Origin of the sequence: Algibacter sp. L4_22 (assembly GCF_023473045.1) — a bacterium.
In the GTDB taxonomy this organism is placed as follows: Bacteria; Bacteroidota; Bacteroidia; order Flavobacteriales; family Flavobacteriaceae; genus Algibacter.
In genome coordinates, this window is the sequence record NZ_JAMCOK010000002.1 from 541497 (window position 1) to 564686 (window position 23190).

22 protein-coding genes are annotated in these 23190 nt (G+C 33.1%); 9 read left to right on the forward strand and 13 right to left on the reverse strand.

Annotation, left to right across the window (positions count from 1 at the left end):
- Positions 1 to 69 precede the first annotated feature (69 nt).
- From M4I23_RS07015 to nrfH, 11 genes are all read right to left on the reverse strand, one after another.
- Positions 70 to 1098: a transglutaminase domain-containing protein gene (locus M4I23_RS07015; RefSeq protein ID WP_249753921.1), complete on the reverse strand. Its 1029-nt coding sequence runs from the start codon at positions 1096 to 1098 to the stop codon at positions 70 to 72.
- Positions 1099 to 1812, reverse strand: coding sequence for a carboxypeptidase-like regulatory domain-containing protein (locus tag M4I23_RS07020; RefSeq protein ID WP_249753922.1), 714 nt, complete (start codon positions 1810 to 1812; stop codon positions 1099 to 1101). It lies immediately after the preceding gene.
- Between the two features lie 176 nt (positions 1813 to 1988).
- On the reverse strand, positions 1989 to 3245 hold the full coding sequence (locus M4I23_RS07025) for an alginate export family protein (RefSeq protein WP_249753923.1): 1257 nt from the start codon (positions 3243 to 3245) through the stop codon (positions 1989 to 1991).
- 123 nt (positions 3246 to 3368) lie between these two features.
- Positions 3369 to 4187: an ABC transporter ATP-binding protein gene (locus M4I23_RS07030; RefSeq protein ID WP_158849373.1), complete on the reverse strand. Its 819-nt coding sequence runs from the start codon at positions 4185 to 4187 to the stop codon at positions 3369 to 3371.
- An 11-nt stretch (positions 4188 to 4198) separates the two neighbouring features.
- Entirely contained in the window at positions 4199 to 5050 is an 852-nt protein-coding gene (locus M4I23_RS07035) for an ABC transporter ATP-binding protein (protein WP_158849371.1), read from the reverse strand.
- 118 nt (positions 5051 to 5168) lie between these two features.
- Positions 5169 to 6275, reverse strand: coding sequence for an ABC transporter permease (locus M4I23_RS07040; protein ID WP_159020113.1), 1107 nt, complete (start codon positions 6273 to 6275; stop codon positions 5169 to 5171).
- A 27-nt stretch (positions 6276 to 6302) separates the two neighbouring features.
- Entirely contained in the window at positions 6303 to 7697 is a 1395-nt protein-coding gene (locus tag M4I23_RS07045; RefSeq protein ID WP_249753924.1) for a CmpA/NrtA family ABC transporter substrate-binding protein, read from the reverse strand.
- A gap of 351 nt (positions 7698 to 8048) precedes the next feature.
- The gene (locus tag M4I23_RS07050) at positions 8049 to 8807 is read right to left on the reverse strand and encodes a Crp/Fnr family transcriptional regulator (protein ID WP_233267544.1); all 759 of its coding nucleotides are present in this window, start codon (positions 8805 to 8807) and stop codon (positions 8049 to 8051) included.
- Between the two features lie 209 nt (positions 8808 to 9016).
- Positions 9017 to 12160, reverse strand: a complete 3144-nt coding sequence (gene ccsA / locus M4I23_RS07055; RefSeq protein ID WP_249753925.1) for a cytochrome c biogenesis protein — start codon at positions 12158 to 12160, stop codon at positions 9017 to 9019.
- A gap of 91 nt (positions 12161 to 12251) precedes the next feature.
- A complete protein-coding gene (nrfA, locus tag M4I23_RS07060) occupies positions 12252 to 13748 on the reverse strand; it encodes an ammonia-forming cytochrome c nitrite reductase (RefSeq protein WP_249753926.1) in 1497 nt (498 codons plus the stop codon).
- Between the two features lie 26 nt (positions 13749 to 13774).
- Positions 13775 to 14374 (reverse strand): cytochrome c nitrite reductase small subunit, encoded by a 600-nt coding sequence (gene nrfH, locus M4I23_RS07065; RefSeq protein ID WP_233267543.1) that lies wholly within the window; start codon positions 14372 to 14374, stop codon positions 13775 to 13777.
- A gap of 246 nt (positions 14375 to 14620) precedes the next feature.
- On the opposite strand from nrfH, the gene glp reads away from it, so the two are divergent.
- From glp to moaA, 9 genes are all read left to right on the forward strand, one after another.
- Positions 14621 to 15802 carry a gephyrin-like molybdotransferase Glp gene (gene glp / locus M4I23_RS07070; protein ID WP_249753927.1) on the forward strand — a complete coding sequence of 394 codons (1182 nt, stop codon included), beginning with the start codon at positions 14621 to 14623 and terminating at the stop codon, positions 15800 to 15802.
- Position 15803: 1 nt separating this feature from the next.
- Positions 15804 to 16142 (forward strand): winged helix-turn-helix domain-containing protein, encoded by a 339-nt coding sequence (locus tag M4I23_RS07075; RefSeq protein ID WP_249753928.1) that lies wholly within the window; start codon positions 15804 to 15806, stop codon positions 16140 to 16142.
- Between the two features lie 9 nt (positions 16143 to 16151).
- Positions 16152 to 16892 (forward strand): sulfite exporter TauE/SafE family protein, encoded by a 741-nt coding sequence (locus M4I23_RS07080; protein WP_249753929.1) that lies wholly within the window; start codon positions 16152 to 16154, stop codon positions 16890 to 16892.
- 1 nt (position 16893) lies between these two features.
- A complete protein-coding gene (locus M4I23_RS07085; protein ID WP_249753930.1) occupies positions 16894 to 17472 on the forward strand; it encodes a molybdenum cofactor guanylyltransferase in 579 nt (192 codons plus the stop codon).
- The gene (locus M4I23_RS07090; RefSeq protein ID WP_249753931.1) at positions 17463 to 17696 is read left to right on the forward strand and encodes a MoaD/ThiS family protein; all 234 of its coding nucleotides are present in this window, start codon (positions 17463 to 17465) and stop codon (positions 17694 to 17696) included. The genes M4I23_RS07085 and M4I23_RS07090 overlap by 10 nt, the downstream gene beginning before the upstream one ends.
- A 45-nt stretch (positions 17697 to 17741) precedes the next feature.
- On the forward strand, positions 17742 to 18824 hold the full coding sequence (moeB, locus tag M4I23_RS07095; protein WP_249753932.1) for a HesA/MoeB/ThiF family protein: 1083 nt from the start codon (positions 17742 to 17744) through the stop codon (positions 18822 to 18824).
- An 11-nt stretch (positions 18825 to 18835) separates the two neighbouring features.
- Positions 18836 to 19279: a molybdenum cofactor biosynthesis protein MoaE gene (locus M4I23_RS07100; protein WP_158849351.1), complete on the forward strand. Its 444-nt coding sequence runs from the start codon at positions 18836 to 18838 to the stop codon at positions 19277 to 19279.
- 87 nt (positions 19280 to 19366) lie between these two features.
- Entirely contained in the window at positions 19367 to 20278 is a 912-nt protein-coding gene (gene moaCB / locus M4I23_RS07105; RefSeq protein WP_249753933.1) for a bifunctional molybdenum cofactor biosynthesis protein MoaC/MoaB, read from the forward strand.
- A gap of 63 nt (positions 20279 to 20341) precedes the next feature.
- Complete coding sequence (gene moaA / locus M4I23_RS07110) at positions 20342 to 21349, forward strand: GTP 3',8-cyclase MoaA (protein WP_158849347.1); 1008 nt, start codon at positions 20342 to 20344, stop codon at positions 21347 to 21349.
- A 217-nt stretch (positions 21350 to 21566) separates the two neighbouring features.
- Here the strand turns inward: moaA and M4I23_RS07115 are convergent, their stop codons facing one another.
- Together M4I23_RS07115 and M4I23_RS07120 are read right to left on the reverse strand one after the other, a co-directional pair.
- Positions 21567 to 21992 carry a glycosyltransferase gene (locus M4I23_RS07115; protein WP_158849346.1) on the reverse strand — a complete coding sequence of 142 codons (426 nt, stop codon included), beginning with the start codon at positions 21990 to 21992 and terminating at the stop codon, positions 21567 to 21569.
- A gap of 5 nt (positions 21993 to 21997) precedes the next feature.
- Positions 21998 to 23185, reverse strand: a complete 1188-nt coding sequence (locus M4I23_RS07120) for a response regulator (protein ID WP_249753934.1) — start codon at positions 23183 to 23185, stop codon at positions 21998 to 22000.
- Between the last annotated feature and the right edge of the window lie 5 nt (positions 23186 to 23190).

Genomic DNA, 23190 nt, shown 5'->3' on the forward strand with positions numbered 1-23190 from the left:
CTCGTCTCATTTATTTTCTAAAAATAAGGCGAGATTTTTAAAACAAAATAGCACTCATACTTTCTTAAATTATATCAAAATCTTTTTCTCCTTCTCCACTATTACGCTATAAGAAGCAAGAATATCATTTCCTTTTTTAAGATGAACATCAAAGGAGCCTTTTTTATTAAACTGATGTTTGAATTCAAGTAAACCATCTTCATATTTATAGTCGACTAATTTAATTACTTTAGAACTACTTCCTTTGGTTATTATAAGCTCTATCTCTTCTATATCATTCTCGTCAAAAACCTTCAACTTGAAAACAACATAATCATTTTTTAAAATTTCATTTTTTAGATTCTGTGGAAAAATAGGCAAAATCTTATATTTAAAAGAACTTCCATAAACCATCGGCCCATTAACAAATTCATCAGCCCGTGGTTTATCATCTAACAATAACCACTTTGAATCTAAAGGAAAATGACTTTTAGAAAACTGCTCTGGTGAGGCTAAAAAATAACCATCGTTATAATTCTTAACAAATTTGTTTTCATTCACATTAAAATAACCACTCGCTAAAGTAGCATCTACCAAATACCATTTATTATTCAGCTTCACCGCATTCCATGAATGATTTGCTCCACCTAGTTCACCAATTTGACTACTTGGCGAACGGCTATAGCCATTTACAATCTCACACTCAATACCAGATAGTGCCGCCAATTCTTTAATTAAATAAGCATAACCTGAACAAATAGTTTTTTGGTTGTCTACCAATTGCTTGAATACTTTTTTCTGCAAAGTCTTATTCCAATTAGTAAAAGCCAAACTATCATTTTTAAACTTTTTCCGCTTACGAGTGGTTTTTAAATAAAAGCCATAATCGCCTTCTATATTGAGGCAAACCCATTTGTAAATGGCTCTAAATTTTTCGACATCAGAGTCTAAATGAAACGTGAGATTATGTGCTAAAACTGGCAAATTCTTTAATGCAGTATGATTATAAAACTCAGAAATACTATCGGCTTTTTTAAAATCGATAGTATTGAAATCTGACTGTTGAGATATTGCCGAAAAACCAACTAACGCAACTAAAATGAATAGAAAACGCTTCATCTAAAATATACCTTTTATTTTTTGCCATAAGTTTGGCTTAGACTCGTAAACCTCTTTTACTGCTACTTTACCAACAAGTATGCAAACATCATCACGCATTACAATCTCTAATGGTTTTTGATTCTTTTTAATGGCGATTTCTTGTGTTTCGAAACCAATGTAACTTATAACCAAAATATCTCCTTCCTTTAAGGTTTCAGGAAACTCAAACTCACCATCAAAATTAGTGCTTGTACCAATAGTAGTACCTTTTAATATAATATTTACACCTGGTAACGGACTAGACGTATCAGAAACCGTTCCTTTTAAAAATTCAGTTTTAGAAGGAGTTGTTTCAGTTTGCTTTTCACTATCAAAAGCACTTACTTTTTGTACCGTTTGCGTCGGTCGTTGTAGTTGTTGCGCCTGTATATTTTGTAAAGAAATTAACGAAATAAAAGCCACACTAGCTACTCTTAGAAAATTAAAAGACGATGTATGTCTTCCTTTTTTATCTTCGAAAGTATAAGTCTTTAACTGCGAGGTCGCAAAAATGCCACAGGTATTTTCCTTATTGGTTTTAAAATAAGCCTTTAACTTATCATCACTCATTCTCCTGAAGTCTATAACTTCCTTGTCGCAGGAATTACAAAACCCGCCACAAGCCGTAGGTTTAAATTGATTATAATCTTCCGAACATGGTTGCTTTACCGAAATACTTAATTGTTGTTTCATAATATTTATTTTTCTTATTCGAATTTATAAATATCATAGCCTACAAAATATCAAGAATGAGTTAACAGCGTTTTTCAATGCGTGTAAGTTCTTTTCCGATTAGGCTTAATTCTTAAACATAAAAAATCCCGCCATAAGCGGGATTTCATATAATATCAATTTTATTTTAAAAGCTCTTAGTTTAAAAACTTAGGTTTGATAACTAACATAGCCCAAGCCCAGTTTTGCATATCTGCAGCAGCAGATTCTGTAACACCTTTTAATTCGTACATACCATCGCTAGCAAACATTTGCGAGTAACCTAATTTTAAAGCATAACCTTTAAACTGTTTAGAGTACACTAAATCTAACTCGGTTCCTAAAGATTTCTCTCCACTAGCTAATTCTTGCTCTCCGCTAAAATTTAAAGCTTTAACCATTAAGCTAGACGTTTCGTTTAATTTGAAGTTAGCACTTACGTGGAAATCAACTAAACCAACATTATTGGCATGGTTCCCTACGTAGAAATAATCCATAAAACCATTAAACTTGTGGTTTGTTCCGTATAATGGAAAAAACGCCTCAGAATCTGAAGTTGTTGTATCGTTACCACTAATAATCTCCATACCTGCACCTAAAGCAACTTTAGTCGATGCTTTGTAAGTCAGTTCTAAACCTAATAAATATGCACCATCAACAGTATCACCCATTTGCGTGTAAGCATTTAAAGCCGCTCCAAAATCACCACTTTTATAATCTAAATGCGTTCCTAAAGTTTGAATGCTGTTTACGCCATCTGGTGTTACACCATCGGCTTCATATTTTTGAAAACCATTGTTTAACAATAATAAACTACCAGAAAAACTATCCCAAGATTGTTTTAAATAAGCATATTGCATGGTTTTATAAGAAAAATATCCTGTAGTACCGTAAGCTGTAGAAGTCGATTGAAATCCTGTTGGATTAGAATAATCTTGACTAAAAGCTAATCCTACATCTAATAAAAATTTACCTTTTTTGTATTTCAATAATGCAGCATCATGATTACGCCCTTGTTGTGCCCAATCTAAGCCACCAAAAATACGTTGATCATCATAAGAAATAACCTGACGTCCTAATTTAGTAGTAAACCCTTCGCCTAATTTCACTTCTGCCCAAGCTTGAAATACTGCAAACGAGTTATTTTGATCGTATGGTAAAATTTGTCTGTTTTCTCCCCAAACCATAATATCTTGTAAGCTTACATAAAACTTATAAGCCTCTGTAGAGTAACCTGTATTTAATCTAATTCTAGTAGAAATACCAAAACCTGGATCTGCAGCATCGGGAATAATACTTCCAAAACCATTACGGTATTCTGTTCTTGGCCTAAACTCACCATCCAATGTAAATTGTGCTTGAGCAAATTGAACCATCATGGTTAAGATGCCTATAGTTAAATAAATTTTTTTCATAATTTTAAATTTGTAGTCGTTAATTGTTCGTTTTATTTAGTATCAATAAGTTTAATTTATCATGGCAAATATATGCGACTGTTAAGTCTTACTTTATGATAAATCTCATATTAATACTCATTTTTAGTGTTCTAAAAAGTCTATTAAGTGTTTTCTATATTTGTAGTAATCATCATGCTCTAACACCGATTTTCGTGTTCTTGGTCTCTCAAAATCAATGTTCAAAATATCACCAATTTTCGCCTTAGGTCCACTCGTCATCATAACCACACGATCTGCTAAAAAAATAGCTTCATCTACATCGTGCGTGATCATTACCGCTGTAATTTTTTCTTTATTCCAAATTTCAATTAAAATATCTTGCAACTCACCTCGTGTTAAAGAATCTAGCATTCCAAAAGGTTCATCTAACAATAATACTTTAGGTTTAATTGCAAACGCACGAGCAATACCTACACGCTGTTGCATACCTTGAGACAAATCTGATGCCTTCTTATCAAAAGCATCCTCTAACCCTACTTTCTGTAAATAGTACTTAGCAATATCATGCCTTTGTGCTTTTGTAGCATGCGGAAACACTTTATTAACACCAAGTAGCACATTTTGTAAAGAGGTCATCCAAGGCATTAAACTAGGCGCCTGAAAAATAACACCTCTATCCGGTCCTGGTCCTTTTATGTGTTTTCCTAAAACCGATATATGACCACCAGAAATAGGATTTAATCCCGCAATCATAGAAAGCATGGTTGTTTTTCCACAGCCCGAATGGCCAATGATGGTAACAAACTCTTCCTTTCTAATCTGTAGGTTTAAATCTTCCAAAACCACATAATCTCCTTTAGGCGTTGGGTAAACCTTCTTTAAATGCTCTAAATTTAGCATCACCTCATTCGAAGGAAAAAGTTCGTTCTTAAAAACGTGTTTTGCTTTTATATTTTCCATTATATCGCTCATTAAAATTCAAATTGATTAACAAAATCCTTAGGACTTAAATCCGGAAGTACAATGGCTTCCTTAGCCTCAGTTTTCCTTTCATTTCCAATATCCATTAAATACTCAATAATAGCATTTCTTGTTTTTTTGAAATTAGGATTATCATTCATTTCTGTTTTATCTCTAGGACGTTCAATATCAATTTTAAACTCAGGTCCTAAAGTTGCATTTGGTCCTGGACGTAACGGAATAATACGGTCTGCCATATAAATCCCTTCATCCACATCGTTCGTAATTAATAGAGCTGTACGTTTATCTTTTCCCCAGATATTTAAAATTTCATCTTGTAAATTACCACGCGTTAATGCATCTAGAGCACCAAGTGGTTCGTCCATAATAATCATCTCTGGCTTCATAGCTAATGCTCTAGCAACCGATACACGCTGGCGCATACCACCCGATAATTCTTTAGGCCTTTTATTAATAGCGGGTGTTAAACTCACCATCTCTACATAATCGGCAACAATAGCATGTAACTCAGCTTTAGTTTTTTTAGGAAAAGCTTCTTTAACCGCCATATACACATTTTGCCCAACCGTTAACCAAGGCAATAATGAGTAATTCTGAAAAATCACACCACGCTCATGGCTAGTTCCTATAACCGGCTCGCCTTTAAACAAAACCTCACCTTTAGTTGGAGTAATTAAACCGTTAATTAAGTTTACCAAAGTTGTTTTTCCGCTACCAGTAAACCCTACAATAGCAACAAATTCACCTTCTTCTATCGATAAATTAATGTTCGATAATACTTCCGGTTCGTTTTCGCCTTTACCGTAAGTTTTATAAATATTATTTAATTCTAAATATGCCATTTTTCTAAGTTTTATTTGGGCGTTACCACAAGGGTCGGGCTTTACGCTTCAAGTCCTCGCTCCGTTCCTACGCTGTGGGCTTTCCACTGCAATCCCTAACGCAAATTCGTCTATTCAATTAAATCCCTTCTGTTTTATCAAAAGACACCCAGTTTTGTATGGTTAACATGATTCTATCTAATAAGAAACCAATAATTCCAATAACAAACATGGCAACAATAATTTTTGCATTAGAATCGTTTGCTCCGTTCTGGAATTCTTCCCAGACAAATAAGCCTAAACCAGGGCTCTGTGCTAATAATTCAATGGCAATTAAAACCATCCAAGCTACTGATAATGTGATTTTTAAACCAGTAAAAATTAATGGTAAAGATGAAGGAAGCACAACTTTAAATATTTTTTGAAACGGCCCTAACTTCAATACTTTAGCAACATTAATATAATCTTTATCTACAGTAGCTACACCCATTGCCGTATTAACCAAAGTAGCCCACATAGAACAAAAACCAACACTTATAAAGGATATGGTAAACGAACTATCTTCGTTAGAATCTATCAATAATGTTTTTACAATCATAAAAACAAGTAAGTACCATACTACCGGAGAAACAGGCTTAAAAATTTGAATAAACCAGTTAAAAGCGCTTTTTAAAGTAGGACTCAACCCTATGAAAATCCCTAAGGGCACCGCAATAAATAAGGCCAATAAAAACCCTGCGAATACCGTTTTTAAACTTCTAAATATTTGATCTACAAATGATGGTCGCCCAGTATAAGTAATAGCATCCTTGCCTTCTGCCAATCGTTTCTCGTTTAAAACAGCTGTTTTTTCAATAAACGCAGCTTTATCTGCTTTTATAATATTGTGATCTCTTAATAACGATTTATAAGAATCCCAAACCTGACTTGGAGATGGCAACGTATTAGGTTGACAACTAGAATCTCCCGATGCAATACATGCTTGCAAAGCATCGGCAGCTTCTTGTCCTTGATCTGTAAGTGCTTTTTCAATTTTATGTTCGGCTTCAATGTTGTACAAAGATTTTGCACCCAAATGCCACAGTCCAATAAATAATAGCATAGAAGCCAGTGGAACAACTGTTTTACGTAGGAGGTTTTTTAAATCTTCTCTTTCCAGCTTACCAGTAAATAAATCTTTTAATGTGCTTAAAAAACCTAGACCTATAAAATTGGTTACTTTTCCTAATGTTATACTTTGTTTCATGACTTCTTTATTTATTGGCTTTACTAATTATTGTATCGCTTTATCTTTATTTCCTATTTTAAAACTGTTGATGTAAGAAATTGGATCTTTTCCATCGTAAGTCGTCCCATCGATAAAATCTGATGTTGCAGGCTTAAATCCATCTGTTGTTGGAATATCTCCTGCAGGAATATTTCCTTCTTCAACTAAAAGCTTAGCCGCTTCTTTCCAGATATCTGGTCTGTAAATGTTATTAATAGTTTCTGCATACCATGCTGCTGGCTTAGCCTCAGGAATTTGTCCCCATCTACGCATTTGAGTTAAGAACCAAATACCATCAGAATAAAACGGATATGTTGCATTGTACTTGTAGAATACATTAAAATCTGGCATATCACGTTTATCACCTTTCTCAAACTCAAAAGTTCCTGTCATAGAATTCGCTAAAACCTCTTCTGGCGCACCAACATATTGAGACATTGATAATATTTTTACAGCCTCTGCTCTATTACTTGGCTCATCTAACCATTTACCAGCTCTAATTAAAGCTTTAGTAACAGCTATAGCCGTGTTTGGGTTATCTTCAACAAACTTTTTTGTCATTACAAAAACCTTCTCTGGGTTGTTTTTCCAGATATCATAATTTGTTACTACAGGAACTCCAATACCTTTAAATACGGCTTGTTGATTCCATGGTTCACCTACGCAATACCCGTGAATAGTTCCTGCTTCTAACGTTGCTGGCATTTGTGGCGGAGGTGTTACAGATAGTAAAACTTCAGCATCAATTTGTCCTTGAACATTATCTGCAGTATACATTCCTGGGTGAATTCCAGCTGCTGCTAACCAATATCTAATTTCATAATTATGTGTAGATACCGGAAATACCATTCCCATTTTAAAAGGCTTACCAGAATTTTTATACTCTGTAATTACAGGTTGTAATGCTTCTGCCTTAATTGGGTGTACAGGTTTTCCATCTTCTCCTGTTGGTACATGAGATTTCATTTTAGACCAAACATCGTTAGATACCGTAATGGCATTACCATTTAAATCCATTGAAAATGGCGTTACTAAATCGGCTTGACGTCCAAATCCTGCTCCTGCAGCAATTGGTTGCCCTGCTAACATATGCGAACCATCTAACTGACCATCAATTACACGATCTAAAATGTTTTTCCAGTTCGATTGTGCTTCAACTGAAACAAATAAACCTTCATCTTCAAAAAACCCTTTTTCTTTTGCAATGGCTAAAGGTGCCATATCTGTCAATTTTATAAAACCAAATGTTAATTGAGGTTTTTCAATATCTAATGTTTTTGTTTTAGAAACTTCAGCGACAACAGTTTCTGCTATTTCTTTCTTTTTCTCTTTGCCTCCGCAAGCACTTAATGCAACCGCTAAGGCAACAACTAAAGAGGATTTTGTTAATAATGATTTCATGTTGAATTGTTTTAATTAATTACTAAGTATTAATACTTACTTGTTGCAAATATATAAGTAGAACCTAATTTATTACATGATATTCCCCATATAATAACATCTTTTTTAGCATATAAAAACCTGCGAAAACACAGTTAAAAGAAATAACCAACTGAATAAAAACAACTTAAACACATAAAACAAACTACGTAAACCAACATAGTGAGCGTGAAAAACTACGTATAAAAATGAGTATTTATAAAAATTAAGTTGAAATAATATTTTAAATGAAGCATAACTTAAAACAACCAAGGCGGTTTTTAAGTTGAAGAAAGAAATGAAAAAGTATATAATATTACTTTGAAATGTAGCTTAACTATCTAAGAAATAGTTATGTTCGCTAATTTCATTTTTGAGCGATTGTACATTAGGAACACCAATTTTTTTTCCTTTAGCAGAAATTAAACCTTCTTTTTTTAATAAAGAAAATACACGAATAACCTGTTCTTCTGTGGTTCCTGCGTAATCGGCGTATTCTTTTCTACTTAGTGGTAAATTGAGATAACCACGTAAATCTCCAAATTTTCTATTAATGTATAACAATGTATCAATAACACGCTCACGAACCGTCATTTGAGAAATAGACTTTACTTTAGATTCACTACGATTAAGCTCGTTGGCATAAAAAAGCATTAACTCATAACTAAACTCAGGACTTTTCCTTAAGGCTTCTTGTAAACTATCTTTAGAAAAATAACAAAGCACAGTGTCTTGTAAAGCCACAGCACCAATAGAATAATACTCTTCGGTACCAAAACCACGATGCCCGATAATTTCGCCTTCTTTAGCAAAACGAACTATTTGCTCACGACCATTAATACCAGTCCTGAAAACCTTAACCGTTCCTTTCAGAATAAAAAACAACCCATTAACTGGCGCTCCTTCTATTATAAATTGTTGTCCTTTTTTACAACGGATATCACTCTTTTCTTTTTCTAGAATTGCAGGACCTAAGGTATTTAATGCATTCTTTATTAAACAATTGTTATTAACACATACTTCGCAAGCTGTCCCTGTGAGCGATCTCCCGTTCGATGTTGTTCTATATGTATTTATAACTGTGTTTTGCATATCAAGCTTTTAAGCTACTTACACAAATATAAGTATTAATACGTAATTATTTAAAACACTACTTATTTTTGATAATTACACAAATAGATTCTTCAAATAATAAAGACATCATATATTTATGATGCCTTTATTATTAAAACCGTAATTTTAAAAATAGATTTTATGTATATCGTTCTATTGATTAAGAGTTTAAATCTATTCTACTACTCTCATTTTTTACGACAAAAAGTCTTCTTTCTGTAATACGCTAAAAGCGTTACAATAACCATAAACGCCGCTAAAACATAAACAAATTTAGGGATTGGCAACGGATCGCCAGCGGCATAACTATGCAACCCAGACAAGTAATAGTTTACTCCAAAAGACGTCATGATAATAGACCAAAAAGCAAACATACTTGCTACGTTTACAACAAAGTTGTTATTCAGTTTCGGGATAAATCTTAAATGCAACACAATAGCATAAACAATAATACTTATTAAAGCCCATGTTTCCTTTGGATCCCAAGCCCAATAACGTCCCCAAGATTCATTAGCCCAAACACCACCTAAAAATGTACCTACAGCTAAAACAAACAAACCAATAGTCATGGCTATTTCATTAATATAAGTAAGCTCTTTAATTTTAATTTCTATTATCGCCTTCGTTTTTGGTGTTTTAAAAATATAAAGTAACAATGCCATTAAACCTAGAATAGCAGATAAAGCCAAAGGCGCATAGCTACTAACAATGGTTGCCACATGTATTTTTAACCAATACGACTTTAAAACAGGCATTAAATTCGTGATTTCTGGGTTTAACCAATCTAAGTAACTTACAAACAATAAAGCTCCTGAAAACAGTGTTGCTAAGGGTAAAGAAAAATCGGATTTACGGAACGTAAGTAAACCGCATAAAAGCAGCACCCAAGAAACAAAAACCAACATCTCGTAGCCATTACTCCATGGCGCATGTTGGGCCACATACCAACGTAAAATAATGTTTCCGGTAAAGCATAAAAATGAAACGAGCGTTAATACTATAAATGCATTATTAAAAAATTCTATAGCTTTCTTTTGAACAAACATTTTTACAATAGCTAAAACTAATAACACCAACCCAAGTGTAAAAAACACTTGAAATAACCAAAAATTAATATTGGCCTTATTGTACCAAAGTTCTGCTTCTATGCGCTCCGGAGTTGGTATCACACTTGCACCTAGAACCTCTTGATACTTTTTAATGTACATTAATTTCTCTTGAGCATCATCATACTTAAGCATTACAATGTCATTAAAATAAGATGGGATAATGTTTTGCGCGAACTGAGCATCTTCCTCTGGAAAATCTCTAAAATGATGTTTAAAACTAAACCACGTATTATTGGCATCATTCTTATTCGGGAAAATTTTTAAATAATTTCCAGCAAATAAATTATATAAAATATTAAATCGCTCATCAACTTTTAAAACCTCTTTATCAAACTCATTACGTTCTGCAGGCTTTTTCTTGTTAGCTTCTTCAACTTGATTGGTTAAAATATAATCACCTTTATCATCTAGCAAACTAGTATAAGGTAAAAGATTATTTGTACCAACTACCACATCTTTAAAAAGATCGCCTGTTTTATCGAAATCAACTTTAACCAGCGGTATTTTCTGCCAAACATGTGGCGCTATATGCATGGCTAAAAACGTTTGATTCGCATCAAAAGTTACTTTTTCATCATTTATTTGATATGAAAAACTCGATTTTCTTGATATTTTTCTCAAAAATTCAGATCCTAAAGTATTTACAGGTTTTATTCTACCGTCAAGATCTTGCACCAAAATCCGCCCGAAATAATCAGCATGTGCTCTATCTACTTCTTGCGATTTTACTAAATTCTCTATTTGAAGTGCCGTAGAATCGTTTAATTGTTGTGCAAATGAGGCTTGCAAACCAAAAAGCAATATAACAACGGCTACATGTTTCTTTTTTAAATGCTTCAACTTTTTATTAATTAAATGAAAACGAGATGTTTTTCCAAAAAGCGTGGCAAACATACCAAACGTCATAAGCAGATAACCTAAATAAGTAATCCAAGTACCTAAACTATCATGGTTAACAGAAAGTACGGTACCTTTTTCATCGGTATCATAACTAGCTTGAAAAAAACGATAACCTCTGTAATCTAACACATTATTCATGAAAATTCTAAAAGGTGTTTTTTCATCTTGATCTAAAATAGTAACTTCACTAGCATAGGCCGACGGACTAGAAGAACCGGGATAACGCTCTAGCTGAAAATCATCTAACTGAATAGCAAACGGTGTTTCTATTGCTCCTGCTCCATAAGATAAAATCACTCTTAAATTATCAATATTAACCTCGTGATGTGTTGGTAAAAACCCTTCACGATACAATATATTTAATGGCTTTTCAACATCATTTACAGATACATTTACAAGTAACGCGTCATCCTTCATTTTATCATTTTCTTTAGAATCTTCAGATTCACTTTTTAAATGAAAAATTCCGCTTTCAAAATACGTTAGTGGCACAAATGAAATATCGCCAGATCGATATAAAGTTCTTAAAGTAATAGCATGCAAACTATCTTTCGATATTATTCCTGCCTGTTGAGACGACATGATGAAGAAATCTAAATCGTGTGGAGAATTGATACTGAAAGCACCATTTTCTTCGACAATATTAATAATGCCTTTTTTATTAGAATTGAAACCAATTTCATGCTGGTGTTCCCCTATTTTTTCAATTTCTCCTTTTTTAAGATATACCGTGTTCCTGCCTTTCCCTTCAGTTACTACCATTTCTAGGAGTGGCTCGCCGTGTTTCTCATCCTCAATAACTTCTGCAATAGCATCTTCTACATAATCTTTATAAGACACAGCTACTGTTGCGCCTTCAAAATCTGTTTTTAAAGTGAAATCGTTATTTTTTATAGATGAAAAAGATAATTTTTCTTTTACTGTTTTTGAAGTTGTTCCATCGGTAATTGTAAGAGACAGGAAATTAGTATCGGAAATAACAACATTAGATGATTGCCCTTCTCTAATCCGCATAACACCTCCATAAGATGTGTATCGTGTAATACCTGCACCTAAAATAATAATGATAAATGAAACATGAAAAAGCAGAATTGGCCATTTTTCCTTCCGAAGCAAATTATATTTAAAAATATTTGCAATAAATGAAAAAACCAGACCAACCATTACCACCTCGAACCACCAAGAATCGTAAATGATAACCCAAGCTGTTTTTGTTCCATAATCATTCTCAACAAACGTGGCTATAGCCATTGATACGGCAAATGTTAGTAATAAAAGTAAAGCCAATCGTGATGATGAAAAAAACTTGTATAATTTCTGCATAAAACTCTATTAAAAGAAGAAAGATAGCTTTGGTGATCTTACTAATCATCAAAAACTATCTTTCTTAATTATTAAAAACGAATACTAATTCCTAATTGTTTAAAGATACATCTTTAGAATCGTATTTAGACTCTCTTTCTTTAGCAGCTTCTAACCACTTAGGTACTAAGTTTTTCTTGAATTCAGCTTTTTCTTTTCTTAAAGCTTCCATATCCAAGCCTATATATTCTTGAGCTTTTGCTTTTGTGGAAATGTCTGGCATTTCAACTGGTTTATTATATCCTAAATCTGCAAGTAAACGTGCTAATTTTACACGTCCGTCTTGAATAATTGTAAAACCACTACCTATAACTCTAGCAGTTTCAACTGGCGAGTGAAATGATGCACCGTGAGATGCTGCTGCATAATCCCAACGCCATTGTGCGTGACGAATATCCATTAAAATATCTTTCATTTGTTCTTCCGTAGCTCCCAAATCCCAAGCTTTTTTAGCTTCTACATGCGCTTTCACTATAAACCCTTCTAATTTTAATCTGTTCTCTGCTGTTTTACGTTGACGATCGTAAACGTTCAACTTTAATTTATCAGCATCTTCTCTATGGCAAACTTGACAAGCGTTAGATACATTGTTTAAAGGTGATTGTATATGGTGATCCGTAAATTTTTGTCCGCCTTCACTTTTATATGGCATATGGCAATCTGCGCAAGATACACCACGATCTGCATGAACTCCAGTTAAGTATGTTTCGTAACCTGGATGTTGTGCTTTTAACATTGGCGCACGACTTAATTTGTGTGTCCAATCACTAAATTCAATAGCATCATAATACTCTTCCATAGCTTCTACAGACATACCGTTTTCCCAAGGTAACTTCAAATATGGAACACCTTCTTTTCCTGGTAATTTTTTATCGAAATAATACTCCACATGGCATTGCGCACAAACCAAAGATCGCATTTCTTGGTGCGTGGCTTGGTTAATATCTTTACCCATAGCATCAAAGGCTTCCACTAAAGCAGGACGAGATATCGTTAATTTCATAGTTTTAGAATCATGACAATCTGCACAACCAATTGGGTTTACAATCTCGTCACCTTTATCAGCCCATTTACCAGAATAAAATTCGGCTATACCTTTTTCATTCATTAAACGTGGCACATCAGGACTCTTACAAGTCCAACATGTAGCAGGCATTGGTCCATCACCTTCTCCTTTAGGTCCACCAGTTCTAAGTGAATTTGTTATATCCTTAATAGCATTCATGTGTCCTCTACCTTGGCTATAATCTTTAGAGAAACCATAACCAGCCCAAAGCACTACTAGATTTGTATCTTCATCTAACATGTCGCGCATAGCAGAACCTCCTTGAAAAGAGGCAAAACTAGTATCGGCTGTTTGCAAAAACGATTGATATTCCGCTGGATAATTTTTTCCCCATTCGGCGTTTCTTGGTTCATTATCGCCAATGTTAACCTTTGGAACATATTGATATTTAGCTTCGTTTTTCCTATTAACAATACTTGATGCTAATAATCCCAGTAGAAACACGACTACTACTGTTACGATAAATAAAACCTTGTTTTTCATGTATTAAGTATAATTATTTTAATAATCTATTTGGTTTCCATTTCTTTCTCCAACCAGCTTGGTATTACAGCTTCTTCTTTATCGGTTGGTAGTGGCGAAATATTACTTTTAATTGTTGAAATGCCATGAACTGTACCATGTGGTACTTCTTGGTGACATGACCAGCATTGTCTTTCTGTTCTATTTTTAGCATGATCTTCTATATAACCATCATACTTTACTTGAGTAACTTGTTGCACATGGCAACGAATACAGTTATTTTGAACCACTTCTTGAGATTCCTCTCTCATAAACATTACTTCGGGTTCTGCTCTTAAAGTAAAAACCGATGCATGAAATAAACCATCCTTCGCTTTAAAATAGTACTTATTAAATATGTTATTATGTGGTACATGGCAATCGTTACAGGAAGCCCATTGCCTATGAGAACTATGCATCCAGCTATTGTAAACTGGCGTCATCACATGGCAGTTTACACAAGCTAAAGGATCATCGGACATATAGGAAACTAGTTCAGCTTCTTTTGTCATAAACAAACCTAAACCTGTAATAATAGCAATAAAAAAAACCGCTATTGTACGCCATCTAGATTTTTTATTTGGTAATAATTTGTTTTGGATATTCACAAGTATAAATTATCAAGTTTATTAATAAGCTGCCTTTTACCTCTTTTAAATGTTCTTCAATTCAAATCTTAATATTCTGTTAAAAATACGTTTTTTTATTATTTCAAACAAAACTAACATCAAGTCTTTTAATTATTTAGCAAAAATGTAGTATTATTTTATAAAAATTAATGACAAATATCATGTTATAATAAAGTTAAAATAAAAAATTAAATTCGTTATATTTGCCAATACATAACGATATTTATGATGATTTCCATAGAACAAGCCATTTCTACAGTTAAACAAAACACCAAGCCTTTAATGAAAACTACCGTAAAAACGGTAGAAAAAGCAGGAGGTTATATCCTCTCTAAAGCTGTGAAGTCTCCTATAAATATGCCGCCTTTTAACCAATCCGCAATGGATGGTTACGCTTTAAACTTACATAATGGTGCAACTTACCTCTTAATAGGTGAAATTCAGGCAGGCGATAAACACCAACCTATATTAAAACCAGGAGAAGCCGTGCGCATATTTACTGGAGCTGCGGTACCTAATTCTGCTAATGCGGTAGTTATGCAAGAAAAGGTTAAGATCGAAAAAACGTTTATTCATATTGAAGGCTCAACATCTTTAAATCAAAATATCCGTCCGCTAGGCGAACAAGTTAAACAAGGGGATTTAGCTTTAAAAGAAGGTACAAAACTAACACCCGCAGCTATTGGGTTTTTAGCATCTTTAGGTGTTGGAACTGTTGCGGTTTACAAAAAACCAGCGATAGCTATTATAACAACAGGTAACGAATTAATAGAACCTGGAAACGATTTAAGCTACGGAAAAATTTACGAAAGCAATTCAAAAATGCTTTTGAGCGCATTGTACAATTTAAAATTCTACGATGTTAATTTATATAATGTATCCGATAATTATGGCCAAACGGTAACCAAATTAAAAGAGGCCATTAACGAGAATGATCTTGTTATTATAACAGGTGGTATATCGGTTGGTGATTACGATTTTGTTAGCAGAGCCTTAACAGAATTACACGTTGAAGAGCTCTTTTATAAAGTAAAACAAAAACCGGGAAAACCATTATTCTACGGAAAAAAAGGAAGTACTCAAGTTTTTGCTTTACCAGGAAACCCTGCAGCGGCATTAACATGTTTTTACATTTATGTATACATCGCTTTGCAAAACATGATGAATCGTGATGCCTTAGAACTAGAGCGAGTAGACGCCAAATCGATAACAAGCTTTATAAAAAAAGGTGATAGAGCTCAATTTTTAAAAGCCATTTACAATAAAGGTGAAGTTGAAATTTTAGAAGGACAAAGTTCGGCTATGCAACAAACTTTTGCTTTAGCAAATGCTTTAGTATTTATGGATGAAAACGAACAAGAAATAACTATAGGCAAAACAGTTGAAACTATAATTTTACCCATATAATATGAGCTACAAAATTAAAAGTCGAATTTGGATAGAAGCCGAAAACCATGTGCTTTTGGGAGAAGGTCGTGTACAATTATTAAAAGCCATTGAAACAGAAGGTTCTTTATCTAAAGCTGCAAAAACTTTAGGTTTATCATACAAAAAAGCATGGTCTTTAATAGATTCAGTTAACAAATCGGCTAAAAAACCAGTAACCATAAATAGCACTGGCGGAAAAGGTGGTGGTGGTGCGGAACTCACCGATTACGGCAAAAAATTAATTTCCGTTTTCGATGAAATAAACCAAAACTGCTGGAACTTTTTAGACGAACAATTAATAAAACTCGAAGAGCTATAAAAGTTTAACATGCTACAAATCGAAAACATAACCTTGTTTTTAATTATTTTGCCCATTATATCCTTTCTGTACTCCAGTGTAGGTCATGGTGGCGCTAGCGGTTATTTAGCATTAATGGCAATATTTTCGTTTGCTCCAGAAACCATGAAACCCACTGCTCTACTGCTTAATATATTTGTAGCAGGTATATCATTTTATTATTATTATAAAGCTGGATTTTTTAATAAAAAACTATTTCTAGCTTTTGCAATCACCTCTATTCCATTCGCTTTTTTAGGAGGAACTATTGAAATTGATGCTTCTATCTATAAAAAAATATTAGCTGTTTTATTGATTTTCGCCATACTTAAAATGCTGAATGTTTTTGGAAAAGAAAGCGATAACATAAAAGAAATTAAGCTTTGGAAAGGATTGCTTTTCGGCGGTACTATTGGTTTTTTCTCAGGATTAATTGGTATTGGTGGTGGCATCATTTTAAGTCCGGTAATTCTATTATTCCATTGGGGTAAAATGAAGGAAGCAGCAGCTGTTTCGGCATTATTTATTTGGGTGAATTCAGCATCAGGTTTGGTTGGTCAACTATATAGTGGTGTAACCATTGAAAAAGAATCATTTTTATTAGTAGCCATTGCGTTAATCGGTGGTATTCTAGGTGGATATTACGGAAGTAAAAAAATTAACAACATGCAGTTGCGCTATATTTTAGCTTTTGTTTTAATTATGGCCTGTGGCAAATTATTTTTCACATAATATGATAGATAAAAAAAACATATCGGGTATTATTCTAGCAGGAGGAAAAAGCTCTAGAATGGGTACGGACAAAGGTTTTTTAATGTTGAATAATAAATCGTTTATACAACATAGCATCGATGCTTTAAAACCATTAGTTTCCAAAATAATAATTGTTTCAAATAATACAGATTATGATGTATTTGGTTTAAAAAGAATAGACGATATTATTGAAAACACAGGACCTTTAGCGGGAATTTATTCAGGTTTAAAAGCATCTAAAACCAAGTACAATTTGGTTTTAAGTTGCGACATTCCCTTAATAAATGCTAATATTTTAAATCGATTAATTTTAGGTATTGATAAAACATCAGAAGTTATTCAAATAGAAAGTAAAGGACAAAAAATGCCGCTAATTGCTTTATATAATAAGTCTTGCGAAACAACTTTTATAAACCTTTTAAATAAAGGTGAACGCAAGTTACAGTTTGCTGTAAATCAATGTAAAGTTAAGAGTGTTTCAATTGAAGACAATGAAAATCAGTTTACAACAAACGTAAATACTAAAGACGAATTAAAACAACTAAAAGCATGCAAATAAGCATAAAATATTTTGGGCAAATTGCTGAAGTTACTCAGGTTAATGAAGAGTTAATTGAGTTTTTAGGAGATGACGTTTCTGAACTTTTAAAGGTATTGTATTCAAAATATGAAAACTTAAAACACAAAGATTTTCAAGTGGCTCAAAATCAAGAATTGGTTTCGGGAAACACAGAAATAACAGGTGCAGATATTGCATTATTGCCTCCATTTGCTGGTGGATAATTATTTAAGTTTTAGTATAAATTTTTTTCAAAATAAAATAAGTTAATGAGCAGCAGATACAACCGGCATATCACCCTTTCTGAAATAGGAAAAACAGGTCAAAATAAACTAAACCAAGCCAAGGTTTTAGTTATTGGCGCTGGTGGTTTGGGTTGCCCTATTTTGCAATATTTAGCGGCTGCAGGAATTGGGACAATTGGGATTATAGATTTTGATGTGGTAGAATTATCTAATTTGCAACGCCAAGTTTTATTTGGAAAATCAACTCTAGGAATCAACAAAGCTATTGCTGCAAAACAACGTTTAGAAGATTTAAACGATACCGTTTCTATAAAAGCATTTCCTGAAAAACTGACTTATAAAAACGCCTTAAATTTATTTAAAAACTACGACATTATAGTTGATGGATCTGATAATTTTGAAACCCGATACTTAGTTAACGATGCTTGCGTAATAACCAACAAACCATTGGTATTTGGAGCTATTTATAAATTCGAAGGTCAGGTTTCGGTATTTAACTATCAAAACGGGCCAAGTTACCGTTGCTTATTTCCAAATCCACCGGAGAAAGATAGCGTTCCTAATTGTTCGGAAACTGGAGTTTTAGGTGTCCTTCCTGGTATTATCGGCACTATGCAAGCGAACGAAGTTTTAAAGATTATTTTAGGCATAGGCAACGTGCTTTCAGGAAAAATTCTGTTTTACAATGCCTTAACTTATCAAACTTCGACCTTAAAAATAAAAAGAAATGAAACTGTTATTCAAACGGTTTTAGATGAAAAAGATAACTTTCAATCTAAAATATTCAATTTCAATTGTGAATTCGAGAACGAAACAATTTCAATTAAAAGTATATTAAATAAAGAAAATATTCAATTTATCGATGTTCGTGAAACACATGAGACACCTAAAATTCAAGGTTTGAATGTGATAAACCTTCCTTTATCTCAATTAGAAAACAACTTAAATACAATAGATTCAAAAAAAGAGAATTACTTGTTTTGCAAATCGGGAATGCGCAGTAAAAAAGCCGTTTCAATTTTGAAAAACAATGGAATTAATAATTGTTTTAGTTTAAAAGAAGGAGCTTTAGAACTTATAGAAACTTTAAAAACTAAAACAGTCTAAAAAACAAACATATGGAACCTAAAAAATCAAAAAACGTATTTCAACAAGGCGCAATTTCATCCGAATTTATCGGAAATTCAATTGCTAAACATCAAACCAAAACGAGCATTGGTGCACATAATATATTTTTAGGCCAAGTACGTGCCGATGTTATCGATAATAAAACGGTGGCCGCTATAGAATATACAGCATACGAAGAGATGGCCAACGCTAAATTTCATGAAGTTAGAGAATTGGCTTTTGAAAAATTCGACTTAACCTGCATGCATATTTATCACAGTTTAGGAACTGTAAAAGCAGGTGAGATCTGCCTCTTTGTATTTGTATCTTCTCCAAGACGAAAAGTGGTTTTTAAAGCTTTAGAGTTTATTGTTGAAGCGATTAAAGCAGACGTTCCTGTTTTTGGAAAAGAAATTTTTGAAGATGAAACACATCAATGGAAAGTGAATTCATAATATATTTTATAGCGAAAGAATTAAATTGAAAAACCCCTAATAAACTAAATCCTTTACGCAAATTTCAGTTAAATACATAACAATACAATGGTAGACATCACCCATAAAAGCACAACTTTACGCACCGCAACTGCTCAAGCTGTGGTAAAAGTAAGTAAACCCGAAACTATAGAAGCTATTAAAAACGATACCGTACCTAAAGGTCATGTTTTTGCGATGAGCAAAGCTGCCGGGCTGTTGGGTGTAAAACGAACGCCGGATATTTTACCTGATTGTCACCCTTTACCTATTGAATTTACAGGTGTAGAATACGAAATTAACGGACTAGAAATCACCGTGCTTTTCACAGTAAAAACTATTTACAAAACAGGTGTTGAAGTTGAAGCGATGCATGGCGCAAGTGTTGTTGCACTAAACATGTACGACATGCTGAAACCTATTGATAAAGGCATTGAAATTCATGCTATTAAATTATTAGAGAAAAAAGGCGGAAAATCGGATTTTAGAGATCGTTTTAGAAAAGATTTAAAAGCTGCTGTTGTGGTGTGTTCCGATACTATTTCGGCAGGACATAAAGAAGATAAAGCAGGAAAAGCAATTATTAAAAAATTAGAATCTTGCGATGTGAAAATTGCAGAATACGTTATTATTCCAGATGAAATTGATGACATTCAAAATAAAGCTAAACATTTTGAAGCACAAGGTATCGATATGGTAATATACACCGGTGGCACAGGGCTTTCGGGACGTGATGTTACTCCAGAAGCTTTAATTCCTTTGCTAGATAGACGTATTCCGGGTATTGAAGAAGCTATTAGAAATTATGGGCAAGATCGCACACCATATTCTATGCTTTCGCGCAGTGTTGCAGGAACAATAAAAGATACTTTGATTTTAGCTTTACCAGGTTCAACCAATGGAGCCAAGGAATCTATGGATGCCATTTTCCCTGCTGTTTTGCATAGTTTCAGGATTTTGAAAGGTGCAAGACACGATTAGTTAGTAAAAGATTACTTCTGGTTTTTTAAACGTGAAAATATAGAATAAATTAAAAGAATAGTAATGAAAAACGAAATCCCCGTATTACAGGATTTACACGGCAGAGATCACGCATATTTACGAATTTCGTTAATTGAGCGTTGCAATTTACGATGCTCATACTGCATGCCTGCCGAAGGTGTTCCTCTTTCTCCAAAAAGCCATTTAATGACTTATGAGGAAATCTATGACATTGCTAAAACCTTTGTAAAACATGGTGTTACAAAAATTAGACTTACAGGTGGCGAACCGTTAATAAGAAAAGATATTCCTGTTATTTTAGAACGTTTGGCATCACTTCCTGTGGAATTATCAATTACCTCTAATGCTGTAATTATCGATAAATATATTGATATTCTTAAAAAACATGGCGTTAAAAAAATCAACGTGAGTTTAGATTCTTTAGATGCGGAAAAATTTAAACATATTACCCGTCGTGATCAATTCACGAAAGTTTATAACAACATTCTACTTCTAGTAAAAGAAGGTTTTAATGTGAAATTGAACGCCGTTTTAATGAAAGATTTTAATGAAGATGAAATTATCGATTTCATTCATTTCACCAAAGATTTACCAATTTCTGTTCGGTTTATAGAATTTATGCCTTTTGATGGCAATAAATGGGATATGAGCAAAATGGTATCTTATGCCGATGTGATGCATTTAGTTAACGCTTCCTTTTCCGAAGAAGAAATTGAACGCTTAATCGATGCTCCAAATGATACATCTAAAAACTACAAAATAAGAGGTTATAAAGGTAGTTTTGCAGTGATTAGTTCGGTTACCAATCCCTTTTGCGATTCTTGTAACAGATTGCGTTTAACAGCCAACGGACAATTAAAAAACTGTTTATTTTCTTCTGGAGAATCGGATTTACTAACAAGCTTGAGAGAAGGGAAAAACATAGAACCTATTATACAAAAAGCGGTACAAGCTAAATTTAAAGTGCGAGGTGGTATGGATACATTAAAAAAACTACAAGAGCCTAAATTGCATAACAATAACCGTAGTATGATTACTATTGGTGGTTAATTTCACATCAAACAAAACAGACAAAGTACTTATTGGCAATAAGATTACTAAAAGAATTACCGCATTAATCGCAAAGTGATTTGACAAAATTTAGAATAAAAAAAACGCTAAAATCTGGGGAGGATTTCAACGTTTTTTAGTAACAACATAAGTTAGGTTATGCGTGCTTTCACAAGTTAAATATCACGATGCTTTACAAGCGATATTTAATTGTTTGTTATTTCTGAATTTTAAAAAACACCGGTTTAATTGGACTTGTACTTTGCGACTTATCCACTTTATAATTAATCATTGTTTTTAAAAAATTTTCAATTTCATTCATTAATGAGAACAAATCGTTTGTTGCTCTTACATTTGAGGTGGTAGAATATCCAAAATATTTCAACTTATTTTGGCTAAAAAAATATCTAGCACCTGCCTTTATCGCAAAATTCACTCCTTTATTTTGCTTAATATCTATTAAAGTGCAATCTAATCCCGACGTATCAATTAACATTTCTAATTTATCCAGAGTATCATCTCTACTGCCATTGTTTACTAAACATAAGTGAACATCACTACGAAAACCAAACAAGCCATCAAATAAACCTTTTTCAATATCTACAGCGTTATTATCAAACACTATTATTACTCCAATTTTCATTATAATTAGCTAGAAAAACTATTAACAGCTTTTATATTTGAAGTATTCATTTTTTTTCCTCTATATACCCATGTAATTTGTGCCAATTGAAATACAATTTTTACAGAATATTTCATAGATAACTTAGATCCATCGGCATGTATCCATCTTTTTAATGGTTGTTCACAGATATATGTTTTAGCTTTTTCTGTGCCGAAATAAAGCGTCATTCTTTTAAATATCTCAACATCAAAAATCCATTGTGTTACAAACTTTTCTCTAAAAGAAAGTTCAATAACATCTTTACTGAAAATTTTAGCACCACATTGCGTATCCTTAAAATCCATTCCCAAAATCTTTCGGATAATGAAATTAATAGTCATACTAATTATTTTTCTTGCAGATTCTTTAGTGATATTTGCTCCCATTCTACTAATTCGAGAGCCACTAACAATTTTAAAATCTGAACTTTCTATGGTTTTAACTAAATCGTCAAAATCTCTTAAATCGGTTGATAAATCGGCATCTAAAAAGCCAATATAATCTAGATCATCATGCTGAGCCATATGCAACATCCCAAGTCTAACAGCTTCCGCTTTACCTCCATTTTTTTCACAATCGTAAACAGTAATAAAATCTTCTCGACCCTTTTTTAAATCTTTTAAAACTCTTAAAGTATCATCTTTACTACCATCATTAACAAAACACAAATGGTAACCCGTGTTTTTACTTATAAAATCTGTAAACTCTTTACTTAACAGGCGCTCTTCTTCATCATAACAAGGGATTACAACGCCTACACAACGGTGTTGTATTACACCATCTCCAGTTGTATCATTGGTAGATACAACATCTGGTTGACCGATTAATCTTTTTACCCTTGCTGAAATTTCATTTAAGCTTAAAGGTTTTTTCATATAATCGTTAATACCTAATTCAAAACCTTCAGTAATCACTTTATCTTCAGTGTTACCCGATAAAACCATAATTGGAGTATCGCTATATTCGGAGTTTCTTATATATTTTACAATATCTAACCCAGAGACGCTAGGCATATTAATATCGACAATTACTAGATCTGGAACAAAGTCGTTGTAAAGGGATATCGCTTTATTCGCATCAGTTTCTATTTTAACTTCGTATCCTAAATCGCTTAATCGCTTTTGGAGAGGAAGTAAAACCAACTGTTGGTCATCTATGGCTAATATTTTCATAACTA